The 17,880-nt window shown below is 62.6% G+C and carries 15 protein-coding genes; all 15 read right to left on the reverse strand.

Annotated elements, in window-relative coordinates:
• Window positions 1–42 precede the first annotated feature (42 nt).
• A complete protein-coding gene (locus ACVWZP_RS18015) occupies window positions 43–924 on the reverse strand; it encodes a glycosyltransferase (RefSeq protein ID WP_017849793.1) in 882 nt (293 codons plus the stop codon).
• The gene (locus tag ACVWZP_RS18020; RefSeq protein WP_017849794.1) at window positions 921–2,069 is read right to left on the reverse strand and encodes a glycosyltransferase family 4 protein; all 1,149 of its coding nucleotides are present in this window, start codon (window positions 2,067–2,069) and stop codon (window positions 921–923) included. Before ACVWZP_RS18020 ends, ACVWZP_RS18015 begins: the two co-directional genes overlap by 4 nt.
• Window positions 2,070–2,156: 87 nt before the next feature.
• Complete coding sequence (locus ACVWZP_RS18025; protein WP_457369985.1) at window positions 2,157–3,563, reverse strand: PIG-L deacetylase family protein; 1,407 nt, start codon at window positions 3,561–3,563, stop codon at window positions 2,157–2,159.
• Window positions 3,560–4,456, reverse strand: a complete 897-nt coding sequence (locus tag ACVWZP_RS18030; RefSeq protein ID WP_457369986.1) for an antimicrobial resistance protein Mig-14 — start codon at window positions 4,454–4,456, stop codon at window positions 3,560–3,562. The genes ACVWZP_RS18025 and ACVWZP_RS18030 overlap by 4 nt, the downstream gene beginning before the upstream one ends.
• Window positions 4,457–6,214, reverse strand: coding sequence for a carbamoyltransferase family protein (locus ACVWZP_RS18035; protein ID WP_288082088.1), 1,758 nt, complete (start codon window positions 6,212–6,214; stop codon window positions 4,457–4,459).
• Between the two features lie 142 nt (window positions 6,215–6,356).
• Window positions 6,357–6,710: a YceK/YidQ family lipoprotein gene (locus tag ACVWZP_RS18040; protein WP_057003658.1), complete on the reverse strand. Its 354-nt coding sequence runs from the start codon at window positions 6,708–6,710 to the stop codon at window positions 6,357–6,359.
• Between the two features lie 341 nt (window positions 6,711–7,051).
• On the reverse strand, window positions 7,052–7,360 hold the full coding sequence (locus ACVWZP_RS18045; protein ID WP_424800626.1) for a hypothetical protein: 309 nt from the start codon (window positions 7,358–7,360) through the stop codon (window positions 7,052–7,054).
• A gap of 399 nt (window positions 7,361–7,759) precedes the next feature.
• Window positions 7,760–9,211, reverse strand: a complete 1,452-nt coding sequence (locus ACVWZP_RS18050) for a lipopolysaccharide kinase InaA family protein (RefSeq protein WP_046384931.1) — start codon at window positions 9,209–9,211, stop codon at window positions 7,760–7,762.
• Window positions 9,211–9,963 carry a lipopolysaccharide kinase InaA family protein gene (locus ACVWZP_RS18055; protein ID WP_046384932.1) on the reverse strand — a complete coding sequence of 251 codons (753 nt, stop codon included), beginning with the start codon at window positions 9,961–9,963 and terminating at the stop codon, window positions 9,211–9,213. The genes ACVWZP_RS18050 and ACVWZP_RS18055 overlap by 1 nt, the downstream gene beginning before the upstream one ends.
• Complete coding sequence (locus ACVWZP_RS18060; RefSeq protein ID WP_046384933.1) at window positions 9,960–10,694, reverse strand: lipopolysaccharide kinase InaA family protein; 735 nt, start codon at window positions 10,692–10,694, stop codon at window positions 9,960–9,962. Before ACVWZP_RS18060 ends, ACVWZP_RS18055 begins: the two co-directional genes overlap by 4 nt.
• The gene (gene rfaP / locus ACVWZP_RS18065; protein ID WP_046384934.1) at window positions 10,694–11,500 is read right to left on the reverse strand and encodes a lipopolysaccharide core heptose(I) kinase RfaP; all 807 of its coding nucleotides are present in this window, start codon (window positions 11,498–11,500) and stop codon (window positions 10,694–10,696) included. Before rfaP ends, ACVWZP_RS18060 begins: the two co-directional genes overlap by 1 nt.
• A complete protein-coding gene (locus tag ACVWZP_RS18070) occupies window positions 11,497–12,621 on the reverse strand; it encodes a glycosyltransferase family 4 protein (RefSeq protein ID WP_046384935.1) in 1,125 nt (374 codons plus the stop codon). Before ACVWZP_RS18070 ends, rfaP begins: the two co-directional genes overlap by 4 nt.
• Window positions 12,621–13,682, reverse strand: coding sequence for a lipopolysaccharide heptosyltransferase I (waaC, locus tag ACVWZP_RS18075; protein WP_046384936.1), 1,062 nt, complete (start codon window positions 13,680–13,682; stop codon window positions 12,621–12,623). The genes ACVWZP_RS18070 and waaC overlap by 1 nt, the downstream gene beginning before the upstream one ends.
• A gap of 1 nt (window position 13,683) precedes the next feature.
• Complete coding sequence (waaF, locus tag ACVWZP_RS18080; protein ID WP_017849806.1) at window positions 13,684–14,718, reverse strand: lipopolysaccharide heptosyltransferase II; 1,035 nt, start codon at window positions 14,716–14,718, stop codon at window positions 13,684–13,686.
• A gap of 204 nt (window positions 14,719–14,922) precedes the next feature.
• Window positions 14,923–17,862 carry a bifunctional [glutamate--ammonia ligase]-adenylyl-L-tyrosine phosphorylase/[glutamate--ammonia-ligase] adenylyltransferase gene (gene glnE, locus ACVWZP_RS18085; RefSeq protein WP_457369987.1) on the reverse strand — a complete coding sequence of 980 codons (2,940 nt, stop codon included), beginning with the start codon at window positions 17,860–17,862 and terminating at the stop codon, window positions 14,923–14,925.
• Window positions 17,863–17,880 lie beyond the last annotated feature (18 nt).

The raw sequence follows: 17,880 nt of genomic DNA on the forward strand, positions 1-17,880 counted from the left end.
CTATCACTGCTGATAGTCGCCTTTTTCACTGCCACCGCCGCCTCAGCTTCTGAGGGGCGCCAGATACAACCGCACCAGCCCGCGCAGGGTCTTGCGCCCCCAGAACTTCAACGGGATCTGCTTGAGGATCTCCCGCGCCAGCGGCCGGTCACGGTCGGCGGTCTTGAGGAACATCGAGTTGAGGAAGTTGTAGCGCACCGCGTCATACGACGGGTGTTCGCTGAACAATCCATAAGTCTTGAGGATGTTCTGAATCATGTAGCGATGGTTCTTGTACGTGTTGGTGGCGTGCTGGCGATAGCGCGCCATGACCATGTTCAACACGTCGATGGTGTAGCCGGCGTGGGTGATCTTCAATTCGATCAGCAAGTCTTCCAGCGGAATCAGCGGATCGAAGCCCCCCACCTGCTCCAGCGCTTCGCGGCGGATCAACAGGGTCGGTGCTGGTGGGAACGGCTTGCGGTCCAGGAACAGGTCATCGAAGTCCAGGCTGCGAAACGGCAGGTCCCGGTGCTGCTTCTTGTCGGGATAGGGCTGGCCATCGCCATCGATCAACTCGATGTTGCCCGCGCAGATGCCGACCTTGGGCTTGCCTTCCATATAGGCGACCTGGGCCGCAATGCGCTCGGGCAACATGATGTCGTCGGAACCGAACGGCGCGATCAGCGTGCCTTTGGCCCGGGCGATCGCGCCGTTGAGCGTATTGGTCAGCCCCTGGTTCTGCTGGACCTGGAAATCAAAGCCGTGCTCGGCCTGCAAGCGCCGGATGCGCTCGACGCTGTCGTCCTTGGAGCCATCGTCGACCACCAACAGTTCGATGTTCGCGTAGGTCTGCCCCAGCACGCTGAGGATGCTCTGCTCGATGTACGGGCCATGGTTGTAGGACGCGATGATCACCGAGACCAGGGGTTGTGGCTGATTCATGCTCTACCTACTTCACGCAAACCGGTTTCAATCAGGGTCAGGTACTTGTGCTTGAACTCGTCCAGGGTGTGGTTGGCTACCAGGTAACGGAACACCTCCTCCCCTTTGGCACGCAATTGCTCATCGCTCAGTGCCAGGTAGGTATCCAGCGCCGCGGCCAGTTGCTCGACGTTGCCCGGATCGTGAGACAGCCCGCCCGCGCCCTGCACCAGCGGCAGCATCGCCGGGCCGTTGGAGGCGATCACCGGCAAATGCCCGCTCATGCCTTCCAGCAGCGCCAGGCCCAGGCCTTCGAACAGCGACGGCATGGTCCAGATATCGAAACCGCGCACGTACTTCATGCCGTCTTCACGGAACCCCAACAGGTGCGCGCGACCGGTCAGGCCGAGGCGCTCGATGTCGGCACGCAGGTCGGCTTCGGCGCGGCCGGAACCGATGATCCCCACCTGTGCCTGCGGGTATTTGTCCTTGAGCGTGGCAAACGCCTGCAGCAGATGCGTGTGGCCCTTGATCGGCACCAGGCGGCCCAGGGCGCCGATCATCCGCGCGTCCAGCGGCAGGCCCAGGGCCTTGCGCGCTTCATCGCGTGGCAACTGCAAGGCTTCTGCCTGCGGGATGTCGATGGCGTTGGTGACATAGGTGGTGTTTTCACGGGTGAACCCGCAATTGAGCGCCACCAGGTACTCCTGCACCGCCTCCGACACGCCGACGAAGCGCCACGCCGGGCTCACCCAGCGCTGGGTCTGACGCCGGCGGTAGCCACGGGCGTACTCGCCGAAACCATGGGAGATGCCGATGCACAGCGGGATCTTCAACCAGCGGTTGAGGGACAGCATCATGTTCACCGACTTGAAGCGGTTGCAGATGACCACATCGAACTTCTGCTCGCGGCAATACTTGTAGATCTGCCACATGGCGCCAAAGCGGATGCCCTTGAGGGACTTCTCCGGCAGTTCGAAATAGTGGGAGTGCTCGGCCACGCTCAGCGGCTGGCCCGGTAACGGGCGGCCACTGAGATACCCCGATGTCACCTCGAAGCGTTCAACCGGCAACGATTTGACGATCTGCTCACCCAGGTCGGCGAAGTCATTGGTCTTGACGTTGTAGTCCGGCTGTAACTGCAAAACCTTGAAACGAGGCTTCATAACTCTCCATGCAGCGATCTGGCTGCGGGCGCGCAGCCCGGCAAAAAATGGTGCGGCAAACGGATGCGGTCTGCCGTAAATAAGGTCTCAGTCCTGTTTCAGGACCCACAGCAATTCATGCCGACGCACAGCCTTGCGGAAGAATTCGTTCTCTCCGTATGGCGATGGGCTACGCCCGGCCAGCACCTGTTGCAACCAGCGACGCACACGGCGCTTGAACGGCGCGCGCGGTTGCAGGTCGTGCATCATGCCCAGGGCCATGGCCTTGTCCTGCTGCTGGCTCAAGGCGAGCGTGAAACTGCAGGGGACCAGTTCATCCGCGGTGTCGAAACGCGGCGGCAGGGCCATGCCGGCGCCCGAGTCGCCCATGGGCCAGCGGTCGTTATCATGCAAGTGATTGGCGTAGCCGAGCAATGTGTCGGGCTGCCACGCCAGGCCTTCCAGGGCTTCCAGTATCGCCGCGTGAGCGCAGATATGGTCGGCGTGCGGGTCGAGCAACGGCGTCGGCAGCACGATCACCTGCGGTCGCGCCTTGAGCAGCAGCGCGCGCAAGTCGGCGATCAGGTTGTGCCAGGTCGGCGCGCCGTCCACGTCGCCGGGCAGCGCAAAGGCATTGAACTGACGAAACAGCCGCGTATCGCTCAATTGCGCCTCGCGGGAGGCTTGAGCCTGGTCCGGCGCGGCCTGCATGGCCGCCAACTGCATGCAGAAGTAGCCCAATTGCACGCACTGTGCTTCGGGAACGCCGGCCCAGCGCGGCACGGCAATGCTGTCCCAGGCCCGCAGGCGCCCTTTGAGTTGCGCCGCTTGCGCCTTGGGCAGGCCCATCTGTTGATAATGCTCGGCTTCGATTTCACCGGCGGTCAACGTGACGATCCAACTTTCGGCCGCCTGGCTGTACAGGCTGAAGGCCGCCAGTTCGGCGTCGTCGGCGTGGGGCGCAATCACCATCACGCGTTGCTGGCGATAATCCGGCTGGCGGAAACGCCACAGCGTCGGCTGGCCGTTGAACCGGCAAAAACGCCCGCGCACCCGCAGTTTGCCGGCGGCCAATGCGTCGGCGGCGCCGGTCAGGTTGAGGTAACGACGCCCGCCGACGCCACGCTCGAACACTTGCCGGTCCGGCGTTTGCAGGCCCAGCAGTTCCACCGCCGGGTCGATGAAACGCCCGAGCCACGAGCTGCGCAGCTCGATGCCGACGATCAGGGTGTCGTCCGCCGCCAGCGGCGCGTCCAGCAACAGCCGCCCCGCGTCCAGGCGCAGGCCTGGCACTTCACTGCCGTGAGGGAATGCGTAGGCATAATCCTCGTTGGGCGAATAAAACAGATGATCGGCAAACCAGGCTTCATGGGCCGCCCACAGCACCACCGCCAGAATCAACGGCAGCCACCAGGCCACGAGCACACCGGCCGCGATCAGCACCAGCAAGCCAATCAGCAGCGCGATGCGCTTGGTGCGCCGATGACGCTTGAGCAGTTGCTGCTTGCGGCTCATAGGCTGAACACCGGCACCGGGTTGCACCAGCGCTCCTTGTATTCACGGTCGGCGCGCCCGAAGGAAAAGCGCAGCGGTTTATCCATGGCCCGCGCCTGTTCCCAGGCGCTTTGCGTATTGAGGAAACTCAACACGCTGCCGGGGCTGAATTCACGAGTCTGGGGGTCGACACCGCCGTTGACGTATTCGATGCTGACCCACTCGGGCGCCTCGACGCGATACACCAGTTGCACGGCAATCGGCGCATCGTTGAGAAACAGTACCGAGCCCACCAGGAACTCCTTGAGCAAGCCCAGCACCTGCGCCAGATGCTCGGCGCCGGTGGCCGGGAAGCCCCAGCGGCGCTGGAACAGGTCGCAGTAGATCGCCGCCAGCTCGCCGCTGGAAAACTCACTCACCGCCCGCACCACGCCGCCGGCTTCTTCGAGCAACCGCAATTCGCGGCGCTGGTTGTAGCGAAACTTCTTCGATAGGTCTTCCGGGGTGCGCGCCATGGCCAACTGCTCGGCCTGGGGCTTGAGGGTGCTGACGCGCCCCTCGTTCAACGCCGACAGGTAGCGCCCACGGTGGCGCACCGGCAACTGCGCGTCGGCGGCGATCGGCAGGATGATTTCGGCATTGCCCAGATCGAACACGCCTTTCTTGCCGCGCCGCTTGAGCACGTCCTTGGACAAGGCCAGGTCGCGCCCCCAGGTGGCAATCGCACCCTTGAGCTCGCCGTCCTGCTCCCAGCCCAGGTAGCGCACCGGAATCTGCGCCAGGTCCGCCAACCGCTCGACGATCAGCGGATGCGTCGCCACGCTGCCGCCAAACCGCTGCCAGGCCTGGGCGTAGACCTCGGCCTCGACAGGTACCCAGCCGCGTTCACGCCAACCCTGGAAGCGATTCAGCATTTAAACCACAGCGTCATAAGGGTCCACGCCGTCCTTGACCACCAGGATGTCTTCCATGATCAGGTACTGCAGGTCGGAACCGAAGAACATGTTCAGCGCATCGGTCGGCGAGCAGATCATCGCTTCGCCACGACGGTTGAGCGAAGTGTTCAGGGACACGCCGTTGCCGGTCAGCACTTCGAGTTCTTTCATCATGTCGTAGTAGCGCGGGTTGTATTCGCGCTTGAGCACCTGGGCGCGGGACGTGCCGTCCTCATGGACCACTTCCGGCACGCGGGTTTTCCACTCTTCCGACACTTCAAAGGTGAAGGTCATGAACGGCGCCGGGTGATCGACCTTGATCATCAGCGGGGCCACGGTGTCGAGCATCGACGGGCAGAAAGGCCTCCAGCGCTCGCGGAACTTGATCTGGTGGTTGATGCGGTCCGCCACGCCGGTAGCGCTCGGGCAGCCAATGATCGAACGACCGCCCAAGGCACGCGGGCCAAACTCCATGCGCCCCTGGAACCAGGCCACCGGGTTGCCGTCGACCATGATCTTGGCAATGCGCTTAGGCATGCTGTCGATCTTGCGCCAGTCCGGCTTGCTCGGGTGCTTGGCGCAAGCGGCTATCACGTCTTCGTTGCTGTAGGACGGGCCGAGGTAGACGTGTTCCATCTTCTCCACCGGCACACCACGGGCGTTGGACACGTAAGCGGCGGCGCCCACGGCGGTGCCGGCATCACCGGACGCCGGTTGCACGAACAGCTCTTTCACGTCGTCACGGGCAATGATCTTCTGGTTCAGCTTGACGTTCAGCGCACAGCCGCCAGCGAAGGCCAGCTTGCCGGTTTCCTTGAGGATGTCGCCCAGGTAGTAGTCGATCATCTGCAGGGACAGCTTCTCGAACAGCGCCTGCATGCTGGCCGCGTAGTGGATGTACGGCTCGTCGGCGATGTCGCCTTCGCGCTTGGGCCCCAGCCACTCGATCAGTTTGGGCGAGAAGTAGAAACCCTTGCCCTTCTCTTTATAACGACGCAGGCCGATGACGTTGGCGTAGTCGGTGTTGATCACCAGCTCGCCGTTTTCAAAGGAGGCCAGGCGCGAGAAATCGTACTTGCTGGCATCGCCATAAGGCGCCATGCCCATGACCTTGAACTCGCCGTCGAGCATCTCGAAACCGAGGAACTCGGTGACCGCGCCGTACAGGCCGCCGAGGGAGTCCGGATCGTAGAATTCCTTGATCTTGTGGATCTTGCCGTTTTCGCCGTAGCCGAAGAACGTGGTGGCGTACTCACCCTTGCCGTCGATCCCCAGGATCGCGGTTTTCTCCTTGAAGCCGGAGCAGTGGTAGGCACTGGAGGCGTGGGCCAAGTGGTGTTCAACCGGCTCGATCTTGATTTTCTTCGCATCGAAGCCCAGCTGTTCCAGGCACCAGACGATCTTGTTGCGGTAGCGCTTGTAGCGCCGGTTGCCCATCAGGATCGCATCGAGAGCGCGGTCCGGGGCGTACCAGTAACGCTTGGCATAGTGCCAGCGCGCTTCGCCGAACAGGCTGATCGGGGCGAACGGGATCGCGACCACATCAACGTCGGAAGGCTTGATGCCGGCCTGTTCCAGGCAGAATTTCGCCGATTCGTAGGGCATGCGGTGCTTTGCATGCTTGTCGCGCACGAAGCGTTCTTCTTCGGCGGCCGCGATCAGCTTGCCGTCGATATACAGGGCTGCGGAAGGATCATGGCTAAGGGCGCCGGACAGGCCAAGAATCGTCAATGCCACAGGGGTCTAGCCTCTTTTAGTCTGCATGCAGGCGCGTTACGCCTGAAAAAAGTGTGCCTCTCGCCTGGGCGAGAAACAGCTAAAGGGCGGGATTATAGCTCAAAAGCAGGAGGAAGCTGTTAGCGGCGAGCGTCGAGGAGGTTCAGCGGAAGATCTCGATGCTGCCGTCCTTGTTCTGACGGTAGATCGTGTAGGGCAGGACCAGGGTGTCCAGCACGCCAGAGCCGATGAACTCGATGGCGATGATCGGGAAAGCATTGTTCTCGTGGTCCGACAGGGCTCGGTCATTCAGGCTTTTTTCTGGGGCGGGCTCAGCATTGAGCGTACAAAACCCGTAGATCACCCCACTGTAGATGCGCGGGATGTTTTCGCAGTAGCTGCGCGACTCCTTGAGGTTCTGGCTGGCGACAGCGTCCGGGCGAAAGACGGTGTTGATGGTCCCGCAACCGGAGATTGCCAGGAGAGCAGCAAGCAACACAGGGTACATACGGATCATGAACGACACCGTTCAGCATAGAGGGTCAACCACACTAACATCGCCAGCGAAGATAGCCTACACCGACACACCGATACGTTCTGTGAGAAAGTTCCGAGAAGACAATACAGACTTAGTTGCTTCGCGCCGCAAACACACCGGAGCAAAGAGCACTGACGGGCAAATCAATACGCTTGGTTAACGCTCAAACCAACCCTTCCTTTAAACCGTACCTGCAACTATCAACATGATCAACGGCATAAAACCCATTACCCAAAAAACGCAATAGCGACGAGACGGCATGAATGCTGCGCATACCCATGCAGCAGCATTCTTTTCGACCTTACACGCCCACGGGCGCCTTAATAGTGCAGCGACCGCGGAGGCTCCGCACCATCAAAGTCAATTTGATGCCCCGCGCCAACGTTGATGCTTCCTAACCCTGGTTCACCATTACCCGGCTGCCCCCTGCCCGTACCTGGCTGATAGAAACCACCGTTACCGTCGGATTGAATCTCATGATCAATCGGCTGATTTTGCGCATCCAAATACTCAGCATCTTCCCCGGCCGCCTGATCCAGCGGATTGTTTTGCCCCGTCTCATTAAAGTTATTACTTTCGTACCTCTGATAATCAGCAGCCACGTTTGAGTTAGCATTGATAGACGACATAAAAACCTCCTATAAATAATTGAACAACCTCATCGGCTGTAGAACAAATTTATAGAACGATAAAAGAATGCTCAACCCGCAACATGCGCCACACATGTATCCGTTTAAAACAAGAAGTACAATACAACCAAACAAATACCTTGCCCCAATAAATTACTCTAGGACAAGTCAGATATAAACCAGCACACTTCGCGCTATCCGCCGAATCCGTTTCAACTTCTAACTTACTTAAAGCCCGCAACCCGTATCAAGACAGCCTCGCAACCGGGCATTGTATAAAATGATACATAATTGCCAGATTCGAGTGGTTCGTGCAGGCCAACTGGCTGCTGGGGGACAGGCCCCTGCAAGCCCGCCCCCACACTTGACCGCGTCCTACCTGAAAAACCCGCTCGACCGTCAGCCGGCGCCGCCGACTTCCTTCGGCAAACGCTGATCGATGACCTGATACAGCGCACTGCCTTGCGGCCAATTACGCATGAAGCGTGCGCGGTCCTTGGCAAACGCCGCGGCGAAGCTGGCGTCGGAGCGGTGCTGGCGCATCGCATCCAGGTCGATCAAGGCCCAGCGGCCGTCGTGCCAGAACAGGTTATGGCCCTTGAAATCGCCATGGCTGATGCGCTCGCGTATCAGCTCGGCGAACAGGTGGTCCAGCGCCAGCAGTTCGTTTTCAGGCGCGTCGCCCTGCTCCACATACGGCGCGAAGCGCTCGATAATGTCCGGCCCCGGCAGGTATTCAGTGACCAGGTAAGCGCGGCTGCGCAGCCAGAAAAAGCGCTTTTCCAGCACGGCCAGCGGCTTGGGTGTGGCAATGCCGAGGAACGCCAGGCGATTGCCTTCGCGCCAGGAATGCCAGGCGCGGCTCGGGCGCCAGAAACGCTTGAGCCAATGGGCGAAGCCCTTGATGTTGTAGCGCTTGATCACCAGCGGCCGGCCGGCCACTTCGACCTTGGCCACGCTGGCCGCACCGCCGGTCTTGTACAAATGCCCCTGGTCGAGCAAGGCATCGGCCTGCTCCAGCACCGGCAGCATCGCGCGCTCCTCCTCGCGACGGATCGCCCGCAAGCCAAACGCGCCGCGCACCACGCTGAACAGCGTGCATTCGCGGCCGACCTTGTCGAGGAAGTCCTTCAGGCGCCAGGCGCTGACCTTGCGCACCTGCTTCTCCAGGGCTTCGAGCGGTAACGCATGCTCGCCGTTGCTCAGCAGGTAATACACCAGCAACTCTTCGGTAAACGGCGCGAGGTTTTTCGGCAACTGGGCGAAAAACACCCCGAGGTTTTCCAGCACCCGGTTGCGCGACAGCGGCTGGCCCGCCTGTTCCACGCAGATCCCCGCACCATCGATCAGGTACAGCTTGCCGCCCTGGCGCAGCAGGTTGTCCAGGTGCAGGTCTTCCTGCCACAGGCCCTTGGCGTGCATACGGGCGATCGCGTCCAGCGCTTCGGCGAGCACAGCGGTCTGCTCATCGGCCAACGGCGGCAGGCCTTCGACCGCTTGCCAGGCATCGGCCAGGCTTTCGGCGCCGTCGATAAACTCAAACAGCAGCCAGCCGCCCTCACCTTCCTGCAAACCGTCGGCCAGCAGCAGCGGCGTGGTCAGGCCCTGTTCGGCCAGCAGGCGCACGCCGTTGAGCTCACGCTGAAAATGCCGCGCCGCCTTGCTGCCCACCAACAACTTGGCCAACACCGCGCGACCGCGCCAGACACCGGCACCTACATAGCGCTGGCCCGGCAACACGCGCAACAGGCTGAGCAATTGCAATTGACCAGGGCCTGCGGCGTCCGCCAGTTCGATGGTCAGCGGCAGGCTTGGGCTGCGGCCGGCCTGTTTCAGCGCGGATAAACGCATCAACGGTGCTCCTTGTGGCTGCGGCGAGCGGTCAGGCGCTGCTGCCAGGTGGCGACCAGCGGGCTGTCTTCAGGTTGTTCCAGATACGCCGCCAGCAGGTGACGCGTTTGCGCATCCGACCACTGCGGCGCACGGCGCAACAGCGGCTCCAGGTCCTTGACCCGGTCACGCCAGCCAAACAGCAACGGGCGGGTTTTCTCCAGGTCGATCAACTGCGCGGCATAACCGTCGCCGGTGGCCTGCAGGAAAATATGCTTGGGGTAAAAACACCCGTGGACCTGTCCCACGCCGTGCAGACGGCGCGCCAATTGGCCGCAGGCCAACAGGATCGCACGGTGCTGGGGGTCGCTCAGTTGCGGCCACTGTTCGAGCAACGAGTCCAGGTCATTCCAACCGTCCAGGGCACGGGTCAACAGCATCGCGCGGTGCTCGCCAGCGACTTTGCGCTCACCGTAGAACGCCGCCTGCAAGGCCGGGATACCCAGCGCGCGATAACGGCTGATGTTACGAAATTCGCGGGAAAAACTCGGTTCGCCAAACGGTCGGTGCAAGCTGCGCGTGAGGTAGTTGCTCTGGCGCTTGAGGTAGTAACCGTGGCCGTCGAGCTCCAGGCGGAACACGCTGCTCCAGCCGCCACGGCTGGTGTTCGGCTCGTCCACCGCGTCCAGTTGCTTGGCCCACAGGGCATCGAAACTGGCCAGACCGTTGCGCTCCAGCAGAGCGCGGTCTTCGGCCGCCAGGAAATCACTCATTCGCGTCCCTCGAAAAACTTCACCACATGGCGAATTCGCTGTTTGTCCGACGCACTCAGGTGCGCGCGCTGGCGGTATTGCAGGTAGAAGCGCAGGCGCTGGGTGGCCGACAGGTGATACTTGGCCACCTTGTCCAGGCAGGCCAGGTCTTTGGTGATGCGGTATTTGAGCCAGAACCCGCGCCAGAAATCGCCGTTGGGGCAATCGATCAGGTACAGGGTGTGCTGGTCGTCGATCAGCAGGTTGCGCCACTTCAAGTCGTTATGGGTGAAGTGATGATCGTGCATGGTACGCGTGTATTCGGCGAGCTGGCGGCTGACCGCATCGACCCATTTGGGGTCTTTGAGGCGCACGTCGCTGCGCTCGGCCAGCACCGACAAGTCTTCGGTCTTGGGCAACTCACGGGTGATCAGCGCGCCCCGGGCGTAGGCCAGGCCATTGCGCTCCAGGCCCCAGGCGACCACGTCGGCGGTGGGAATGCCCCACTTGGCGAAACGCTTGAGGTTCTGCCACTCGGACTTCACCCGCGGCTTGCCCAGGTAGCGGCGCAGACCCTTGCCGGCACCGACGTAGCGCTTGACGTAATAATTGACCCCGCCGCGCGCCACCCGGATCACTTCCGACAGCGGGTCGCGGGTCAGCCGCTCGCCTTGCAGGGCGAACACCGCTTCAAGGCTTCCAAAATCATCCGCGAGGCCGGCGTATGCGGGTTCCAGGTTCCAACCCGCCATCAGAGCGCATCCCCGTAACGTTGTTTGCGCGCGTAGAGCTTGGCCGCCTTGTGCTCCAGCCACTGCAGCAGTGCGGCCTCTTCGGCGAGAATCTGGCGCAACGGCTGTTGGAAGTAGCCCTTGAGAAAACGCAGCTTGTCACGCTGGGTCAGGCCGATATCCAGCGCCGAAAAATACAGCGCCGCCAGGTCCTTGTTGCGCCAGCGCAGCGGGATCTTCGAGCGCACCTGCGCACGGTGCAGATCGATCACCGACAACTTGAAATCGTCGGCCACCAGCGGCTTGTCCGTGTGCAGCAGGAAATGGCAGATATAGCAGTCGCGATGGTTGACCCCGGCGCGGTGCATCATGCCGGTCATGCGCGCCACTTCGGCGATCAGCGCATGCTTGATGACTGGCGATGGCGGTTGCTTGAGCCAGTCCATGCTCAGGTCTTCGAGGCTGACGGTGGGCGCCAGCTCTTCGGTGACGATAAACGAATGCTGGTCGGCCGGGTTGCTGCCCTTTTCGCCATAAGCCACGGCGGTCATGGTCGGCACGCCGACTTGCTGCAAGCGCTGGATCGCCCGCCATTCCTGGCCGGCGCCCAATACCGGCAACTTCGCGGTGATCAGGTTCTTGAGGATTTCGGCCCAGCCGATACCACGGTGAATCTTCACGAAATAACCGCGCCCCTCGACCTCTGTACGCAAGGTACGACGGGCATCGAGTTCGCGGTACACCAGGCCGTCCAGCTTCTCGACTTCGGCGAACGCATCGCGTCCGGCCCAAAGGGTCTTGAACGGTTCGGCAAGCATCAACTTCATCGGTTCGGCTCCGCCAGGATCAGGTCCGCAGCGTACTGCGGCATGCTATAGAGGTCGGCCGTCTCGGCGAAGGCCAGACCATTGCGACTCATGGTCGCGCGCGCTTGTGGATCGTCGAGCATATCGACCAGGTATTGATTGAGTTGCGCCTGTTCGAACGGCTCGTCCAACACCCGGCCATTGCCGGCTTTGTCGATATAGAAGGCGTAACCGCAGACCTTGCTCACCAGCACCGGCAGGCCGGCGACGACCGCCTCGATCAGCACCATGCCGGCCGCTTCGTTGTAGGCCGGGTGGATCAACAGGTCGGCCCCCAGCAGAAAGCGCGGAATATCGCTGCGCCCCTTGAAGAAATGCACTTGCTCGCCCAGGCCCAGTGCGGCGCTCTGTAATTGGAATACTTTGGGGTCGTCCTGGCCGATTACAAACAGCCGGGTACGTTTCTTCAGCGCCGACGGCAATGCGGCCACGGCCTTGAGGCTGCGGTCGACGCCCTTGGTCTTGAAGCCGGAACCGATCTGCACCAACAGCAAATCGTCCTCGGCCAGGCCGAACTCATCGCGAAACTGTGCGCGGATCTGCGCGGCATTCGGCGGCGCGCGCCGGTCACGGGCGATGCCCGGCGGCAGCAAATGAAAGCGCTGCGCCTGGGTGCCGTAGTAACGCGTGAACAATTCCTGCTGATGGGCCGAGAGCACCATGATCTGGGTCTTGGCGCTCTGTTCGAAGACGGCGCGCTCGTACTCGGCAAAGTGTTTGTAGCGGCCGAACCAGCGATACATCGGGTTGCGCAGGGTTTGTGCCTTGTCTTCAAACACGCCATCGGCGGCGAAGTACAGGTCCAACCCGGGCATTTTATTGAACCCGACCACGCGGTCCACCGGGCGCTTGGCCAGGTCGGCCTGAATCCAGGCGTAGAGTTTTTCGTTGCGGCGATGGTTGAACAGCGCCTTGACCGGCGCCACCAGCACTTCGAAACCGGGCGGTACATCGCCTTCCCAGATCAGGGTGTAGACACGGATCTGATGACCGCGCTGCTGGCACTCCAGGGCAATACGCATGAAGTCGCGCTGCAAGCCACCGAACGGGAAATACTTGTACAGAACAAACGCCAGTTGCATCAGTGCATCTCCTCGGCCAGTAACAACGTGCTCAGCCGGCTCGCCACACGCTCGGGGTTCAGCCGCGTGAAGCACAGGGGCGATTCGCGCTTGATGTCGAACCGACGCAGATCGTCGGCCGTGGGTTGATAGGTACACTGTTTCAGCAGGCAGGGCGCACACGGGAAGTCGCTGGCCAGGTGAATCTGGCTCTTGCCGTAGGCGCCGGTCAGGCCGGGGTTGGTGGGGCCGAACAGCGAAATGGTCGGCACGTCCAGGGCTGCGGCCAGGTGCCCGAGGCCGGTGTCCACCGCAACGCAGGCGCGGGCGCCGGCGAGCACGCGGGCGACCCCGGCCAGGTTCAGTTTGGGCAGCACCTCGGCGTTGTCCAGGCCCTGGGCCAGGCGTTCGGCGCGGGCCTTTTCGGCGGCATTGCCCCATGGCAACTTCACGTCCACGCCCAGGCGGCCCATGCGCTCGGCCAGCTCGCGCCAGTAGGCTTCGGGCCAGTGCTTGGTGTCCCAGGTGGTGCCGTGCAGCAACAACACAAACGGCTTTTTCGGCGGCAGGCCGAGCAGCTTGTCGACGCTCAGGCCGTAGTCGCCCAGCGCCTTGGGCAAGTCATAGCCGAGGGCCACGGCGAACAGTTGGCGCAGGCGCTCCACCGCGTGCTGCCCGCGGGCCACGGCCAGGCGCCGCGAATAAAAGCGCGCCGCGATCGGTTCACGCGCCGAGTTTTTGTCAAACCCGGCCACCGGGGCGCGCACGTAGCGGGTCAGCCAGGCGCTTTTGAGCAGGCCCTGGGCGTCGATCACCAGGTCGTATTTGGTTGACTGGATACGCTGCTTGAAGCGCCGCCATTCGCCACTTTTGAAGGTTTGCCAGAGGTTCTTGCGCCAGCGGCGAATCGCCACCGGGATCACCTTGTCCACCGCCGGGTGCCAGGTGGGGATCTCGGCAAAGCCTTCTTCCACCACCCAGTCGAATCGAATGCCCGGGATCGCCCGCGCCGCATCGGTCAGTGCCGGCAACGCATGAATCACGTCGCCCAGGGATGAGGTCTTGATTACCAGTACCCGCAACTCAGTGAACCTCGACCACAGTGCCCTGCAACCGCTGCAAGGCTTCGTTGACCGGTTGCGGCAACAACTGGCGCAGGCAGTTGTAGTGGCCGAAACGGCAGGTGCGGTCAAAACACGGGCTGCATTCCAGGCCCAGGCGCACCACTTCGACCTTGTCGGCCAACGGCGGGGTAAACCCTGGGGAGGTCGAGCCGTACACCGCGACCAGCGGGCGGTTCAGCGCCGCCGCGACGTGCATCAGCCCGGAGTCGTTGGACACCACCGCATCCGCGCAGGACAGCAAGTCGATGGCCTCGGCCAGCGAGGTGTCGCCACTGAGGTTCACCGCTTCTTCGCGCAGGCCGGGGATCAGGCGCTGGCGGATGTCTTCACCCACCGCATGGTCGTTCTTCGAGCCGAACAGCCACACCTGCCAGCCTTCGCGGATCTTCGTCTCCGCGACTTTGGCGTAATGCTCCGACGGCCAGCGCTTGGACTCGCCAAACTCGGCACCGGGGCACAGCGCGAGCACCGGACGGTCGAGGGCCAGGCTGAACTTGGCCAGGGCCGCGTCGCGGGTGATCGGGTCGATCTGCAGGCTCGGGCGCGGATACGGCGTCGGCAACTCGGCACCCGGCGCGTAGGCCAGGGCCATGAAGCGTTCGATCATCAGCGGGTAGCGCGCCTTGTCGAGCTTGCGCACGTCGTTGAGCAGACCGTAGCGAAACTCGCCGCGCCAGCCGGTGCGTTTGGGAATGCCGGCGAAAAACGGCACCAGCGCCGACTTCATCGAGTTGGGCAGCAAGATCGCCTGGTCGTACTGCCCGGCCAGGGATTTGCCGATGCGACGGCGGGTCGCCAGTTCGAGGGCGCCATGGCCGAGCGGGAAGCTCAAGGCCTGGCGCACTTGCGGCATGCGCTCAAGGATCGGCCGGCTCCACTCAGGGGCGAGCACGTCGATTTGGCAGTCGGGATGACGTTGTTTGAGGCACTGGAACAGTGTCTGCGCCATCACCATGTCACCGACCCAGCTGGGCCCAACGATCAGAATATTCATGTAGTTTCCACAAACGATGCGGGGAGGCTTACGCCTCCCCGCCTCGATGATTACTGTAGATCGCACTTTGTGTGGCAACGGGCTCGCTCGCGATAGCATCACCGCGGTCCGCTAGACAGACCGCAGCGCCTGCATCACGAGCAAGCCTGCTCCCACATGAAGCCGGTTTCCACATTAGATTGGCGTCGCTCATTTAATCGAGTGTCAGCTTAACCCCAGCGCCTGCCAGATTCGCATCACCTGGCGCCGTTCGTCGGCGAACTGATCCCCGGCCACCGTACCGGCTTCGTTCTGCAAAGCCTGGCGGTGCGCCGCGGAACGGTAGGCCTTATATACCTCGCGCAGTAAATGGGCATCGGCGGCGGGCATCAGCCCGACCTGCTCCAGGCCCTCCAGAATGCGGATATTGTCGGTGTAGCGCAGCAACGACGGATGTTGCGCAGACCATGCCAAAGCGGCGTATTGCACCATAAATTCAATATCGACGATACCTCCGGCGTCCTGCTTGAGGTCGAACGCCACCGTCGGTTCGAAGGCATTCGCGCCGGTACCGGCCGCCGTGGCCCGGGTCCCGAGGTTATCGCGCATCTTGGCGCGCATCTCGCTGACCTCCTGGCGCAGCTTCGTCAAGTCGCGTTCACGGCCCAACACCTTGGCCCGCACCTGTTCGAAGGCGCGGCCCACGTCCTGGCTGCCCACCAACACCCGCGCGCGGATCAGCGCCTGATGTTCCCAGGTCCAGGCTTCGTTTTCCTGATAGCGCGCAAAGGCGCCGAGGGAACTCACCAGCAAACCGGATGCGCCCGACGGCCGCAGGCGCATGTCCACTTCATACAATTGCCCCGAGTTGGTCTGCGTGGTCAGCAAGTGAATGATCCGCTGGCCCAGGCGCGTGAAAAACTGCGCGCCGTCGATCGGCTTGGCGCCATCGGTTTCGGCCTGCGGGTCGCCGTCATGGATAAACACCAGGTCCAGGTCCGAACCATGCCCCAATTCGATGCCGCCGACTTTCCCATAACCGACAATGATGAATCCAGGATCGCACACGCTGCCATCCAACCGCTGCGGCGCGCCGTGGCGGGCGACGGTCTGGCGCCAGGCCAGGGCCAGCACTTGTTCGAGGATGGCTTCGGCGAGCCAGGTCAGGTAGTCGCTGACTTTCATCAGCGGCAGGCTGCCGGCGATTTCCGAGGCAGCCACCCGCAAGCGGTGAGCCAGCTTGAAGTGCCGCAGCGCTTCCATCTGCTGCTCAAGGTCGTCTTCGGGGATACGCGTGAGCCGTTCGCGCAGTTCGGCGGCGAGTTCCGGCGCCAACGGCGGCTTGAACAAGCGGCCTTCGTTGAGCAATTCGTCGAGCAGCAGCGGGAAGCGGGTGATCTGTTCGGCGATCCACGGGCTGGCGGCGCACAAGGTCAACAGGCGCCGCAGGGCGTCGGGGTTTTCCGTGAGCAACACCAGGTAGGCTGACCTCCGGGCGACGGCTTCCACCAGCGGCAAGACGCGCTCCAGCACCAGGTCCGGGTTGGCGTGCTCGACGGCCTGCGCCAGCAGACGCGGGATAAACGCATCCAGGCGCTCGCGACCGAGGCGCTGCATGGCGCGCAATTGCGGGCTGCCGCGCAGGCCGGCCAAGGCTTTGAGCGCTTTGGGCGCGTCAGTGAAGCCACCTTCGGCCAGTTGGCGGCAGGCCGCGTCTTCGTCCTGGGACTCTTCCCACAGTGGCAACCATTCCCCACCGACGACCAATTCGCTTTCTTCGCCGTCTTCTTCATCCGGATCGGCGATCACCTGGCGGAAGTGCCAGTCCACCCGCCCACGCCAGTACATCAGGCGCTCATGGAACGCGGTCCAATCGGCGAAGCCGAGCATAAAGGCAATGCGCGCCTGGTCTTCGGGGCTGTCCGGCAGCATCTGGGTCTGGCGGTCGGCAATCGCCTGGATCGCATGCTCGGTGTAACGCAGGAATTCGTAGCCATCGCGCAACTCGGCGATCACCGCCGGCGGCAGGTAGCCCTGGCCTTCCAGGGTGCCCAGCACCTTGAGCAACGGCCGTTGCTGCAGGCTGAGGTCGCGCCCGCCATGGATCAGCTGGAACGCCTGGGCGATAAATTCCACTTCGCGGATGCCGCCCGAACCGAGCTTGATGTTGTCGGCCATGCCCTTGCGCCGCACTTCCTGCTGGATCAACTGCTTCATGGTGCGCAGCGCTTCGATGGCGGAGAAATCCAAATAGCGGCGGTAGACGAACGGTCGCAGCATGTCGAGCAGTTGCGCACCGGCCACCTGATCGCCGGCCACCACGCGCGCCTTGATCATGGCGTAGCGCTCCCAGTCGCGGCCCTGGTCCTGGTAATACTGTTCCAACGCATTGAAGCTGAGCACCAGCGCGCCCGCCGAACCGTAAGGCCGCAGGCGCATGTCGACACGGAAGACAAAACCGTCGACGGTCATCGGGTCGAGGGCCTTGATCAGTTTTTGCCCCAGGCGAATGAAGAACTCCTGGTTATCCAGGGCGCGCTTCACCCCCACCGTCTCGCCGCCTTCGGGGTAGGCGAAGATCAAGTCGATGTCGGATGACAGGTTCAGCTCCACCGCGCCGAGCTTGCCCATGCCGAGGATCACCATCTGCTGCGGCTCACCGCTGCGGCGCCCGGTCGGCGTGCCGAACTGCGCGCAATGGCGCTGGTACAGCCACTGGTAGGCCTGGTCGATGCTGGCGTCGGCCATGTCGGAGAGGTCGCGACAGGTTTGCACCAGATCCGCCTGGCGGGTCAGGTCGCGCCAGATGATGCGGACTTGCTGGCGGGTACGCTGGCGGCGCAGCACGCGGCCCAACTCATCTTCTGTTTCAGCCTGTTGCACGGCACCGGCGATCTGCCCGCACAGCTCGCCCGGCGCAAAGCCACGGTCCAACTCGCCCCAGGCGACCAGTTCGAGCAACATCAACGGGTCACGAACACTCTGTTCAATCACGAAATCACTGGCCGCGCACACCCGCGCGAAATCGGCCCAGCGTTGCGGCGTCCATTCAGAAAGGCCATGATCGTCGTCCAGCGCGGCCACTGCGTCACGGAATGACTGTTCGGCCCGAATGGCGAACGGCAAGAGAACGGCCGGCAGCTCGGCCAGCGTTGGAAGGCTCATGGTCTATCCTTGAACGGC

This window comes from Pseudomonas sp. TE36184 (assembly GCF_054060055.1).

Bases quoted from the DNA above. Each gene is read 5' to 3' on its own strand.
- ACVWZP_RS18015 (WP_017849793.1), bottom strand. From the start codon at position 924: ATGAATCAGCCACAACCCCTGGTCTCGGTGATCATCGCGTCCTACAAC.
- ACVWZP_RS18020 (WP_017849794.1), bottom strand. From the start codon at position 2,069: ATGAAGCCTCGTTTCAAGGTTTTGCAGTTACAGCCGGACTACAACGTC.
- ACVWZP_RS18025 (WP_457369985.1), bottom strand. From the start codon at position 3,563: ATGAGCCGCAAGCAGCAACTGCTCAAGCGTCATCGGCGCACCAAGCGC.
- ACVWZP_RS18030 (WP_457369986.1), bottom strand. From the start codon at position 4,456: ATGCTGAATCGCTTCCAGGGTTGGCGTGAACGCGGCTGGGTACCTGTC.
- ACVWZP_RS18040 (WP_057003658.1), bottom strand. From the start codon at position 6,710: ATGATCCGTATGTACCCTGTGTTGCTTGCTGCTCTCCTGGCAATCTCC.
- ACVWZP_RS18045 (WP_424800626.1), bottom strand. From the start codon at position 7,360: ATGTCGTCTATCAATGCTAACTCAAACGTGGCTGCTGATTATCAGAGG.
- ACVWZP_RS18050 (WP_046384931.1), bottom strand. From the start codon at position 9,211: ATGCGTTTATCCGCGCTGAAACAGGCCGGCCGCAGCCCAAGCCTGCCG.
- ACVWZP_RS18055 (WP_046384932.1), bottom strand. From the start codon at position 9,963: ATGAGTGATTTCCTGGCGGCCGAAGACCGCGCTCTGCTGGAGCGCAAC.
- ACVWZP_RS18060 (WP_046384933.1), bottom strand. From the start codon at position 10,694: ATGGCGGGTTGGAACCTGGAACCCGCATACGCCGGCCTCGCGGATGAT.
- rfaP (WP_046384934.1), bottom strand. From the start codon at position 11,500: ATGAAGTTGATGCTTGCCGAACCGTTCAAGACCCTTTGGGCCGGACGC.
- ACVWZP_RS18070 (WP_046384935.1), bottom strand. From the start codon at position 12,621: ATGCAACTGGCGTTTGTTCTGTACAAGTATTTCCCGTTCGGTGGCTTG.
- waaF (WP_017849806.1), bottom strand. From the start codon at position 14,718: ATGAATATTCTGATCGTTGGGCCCAGCTGGGTCGGTGACATGGTGATG.
- glnE (WP_457369987.1), bottom strand. From the start codon at position 17,862: ATGAGCCTTCCAACGCTGGCCGAGCTGCCGGCCGTTCTCTTGCCGTTC.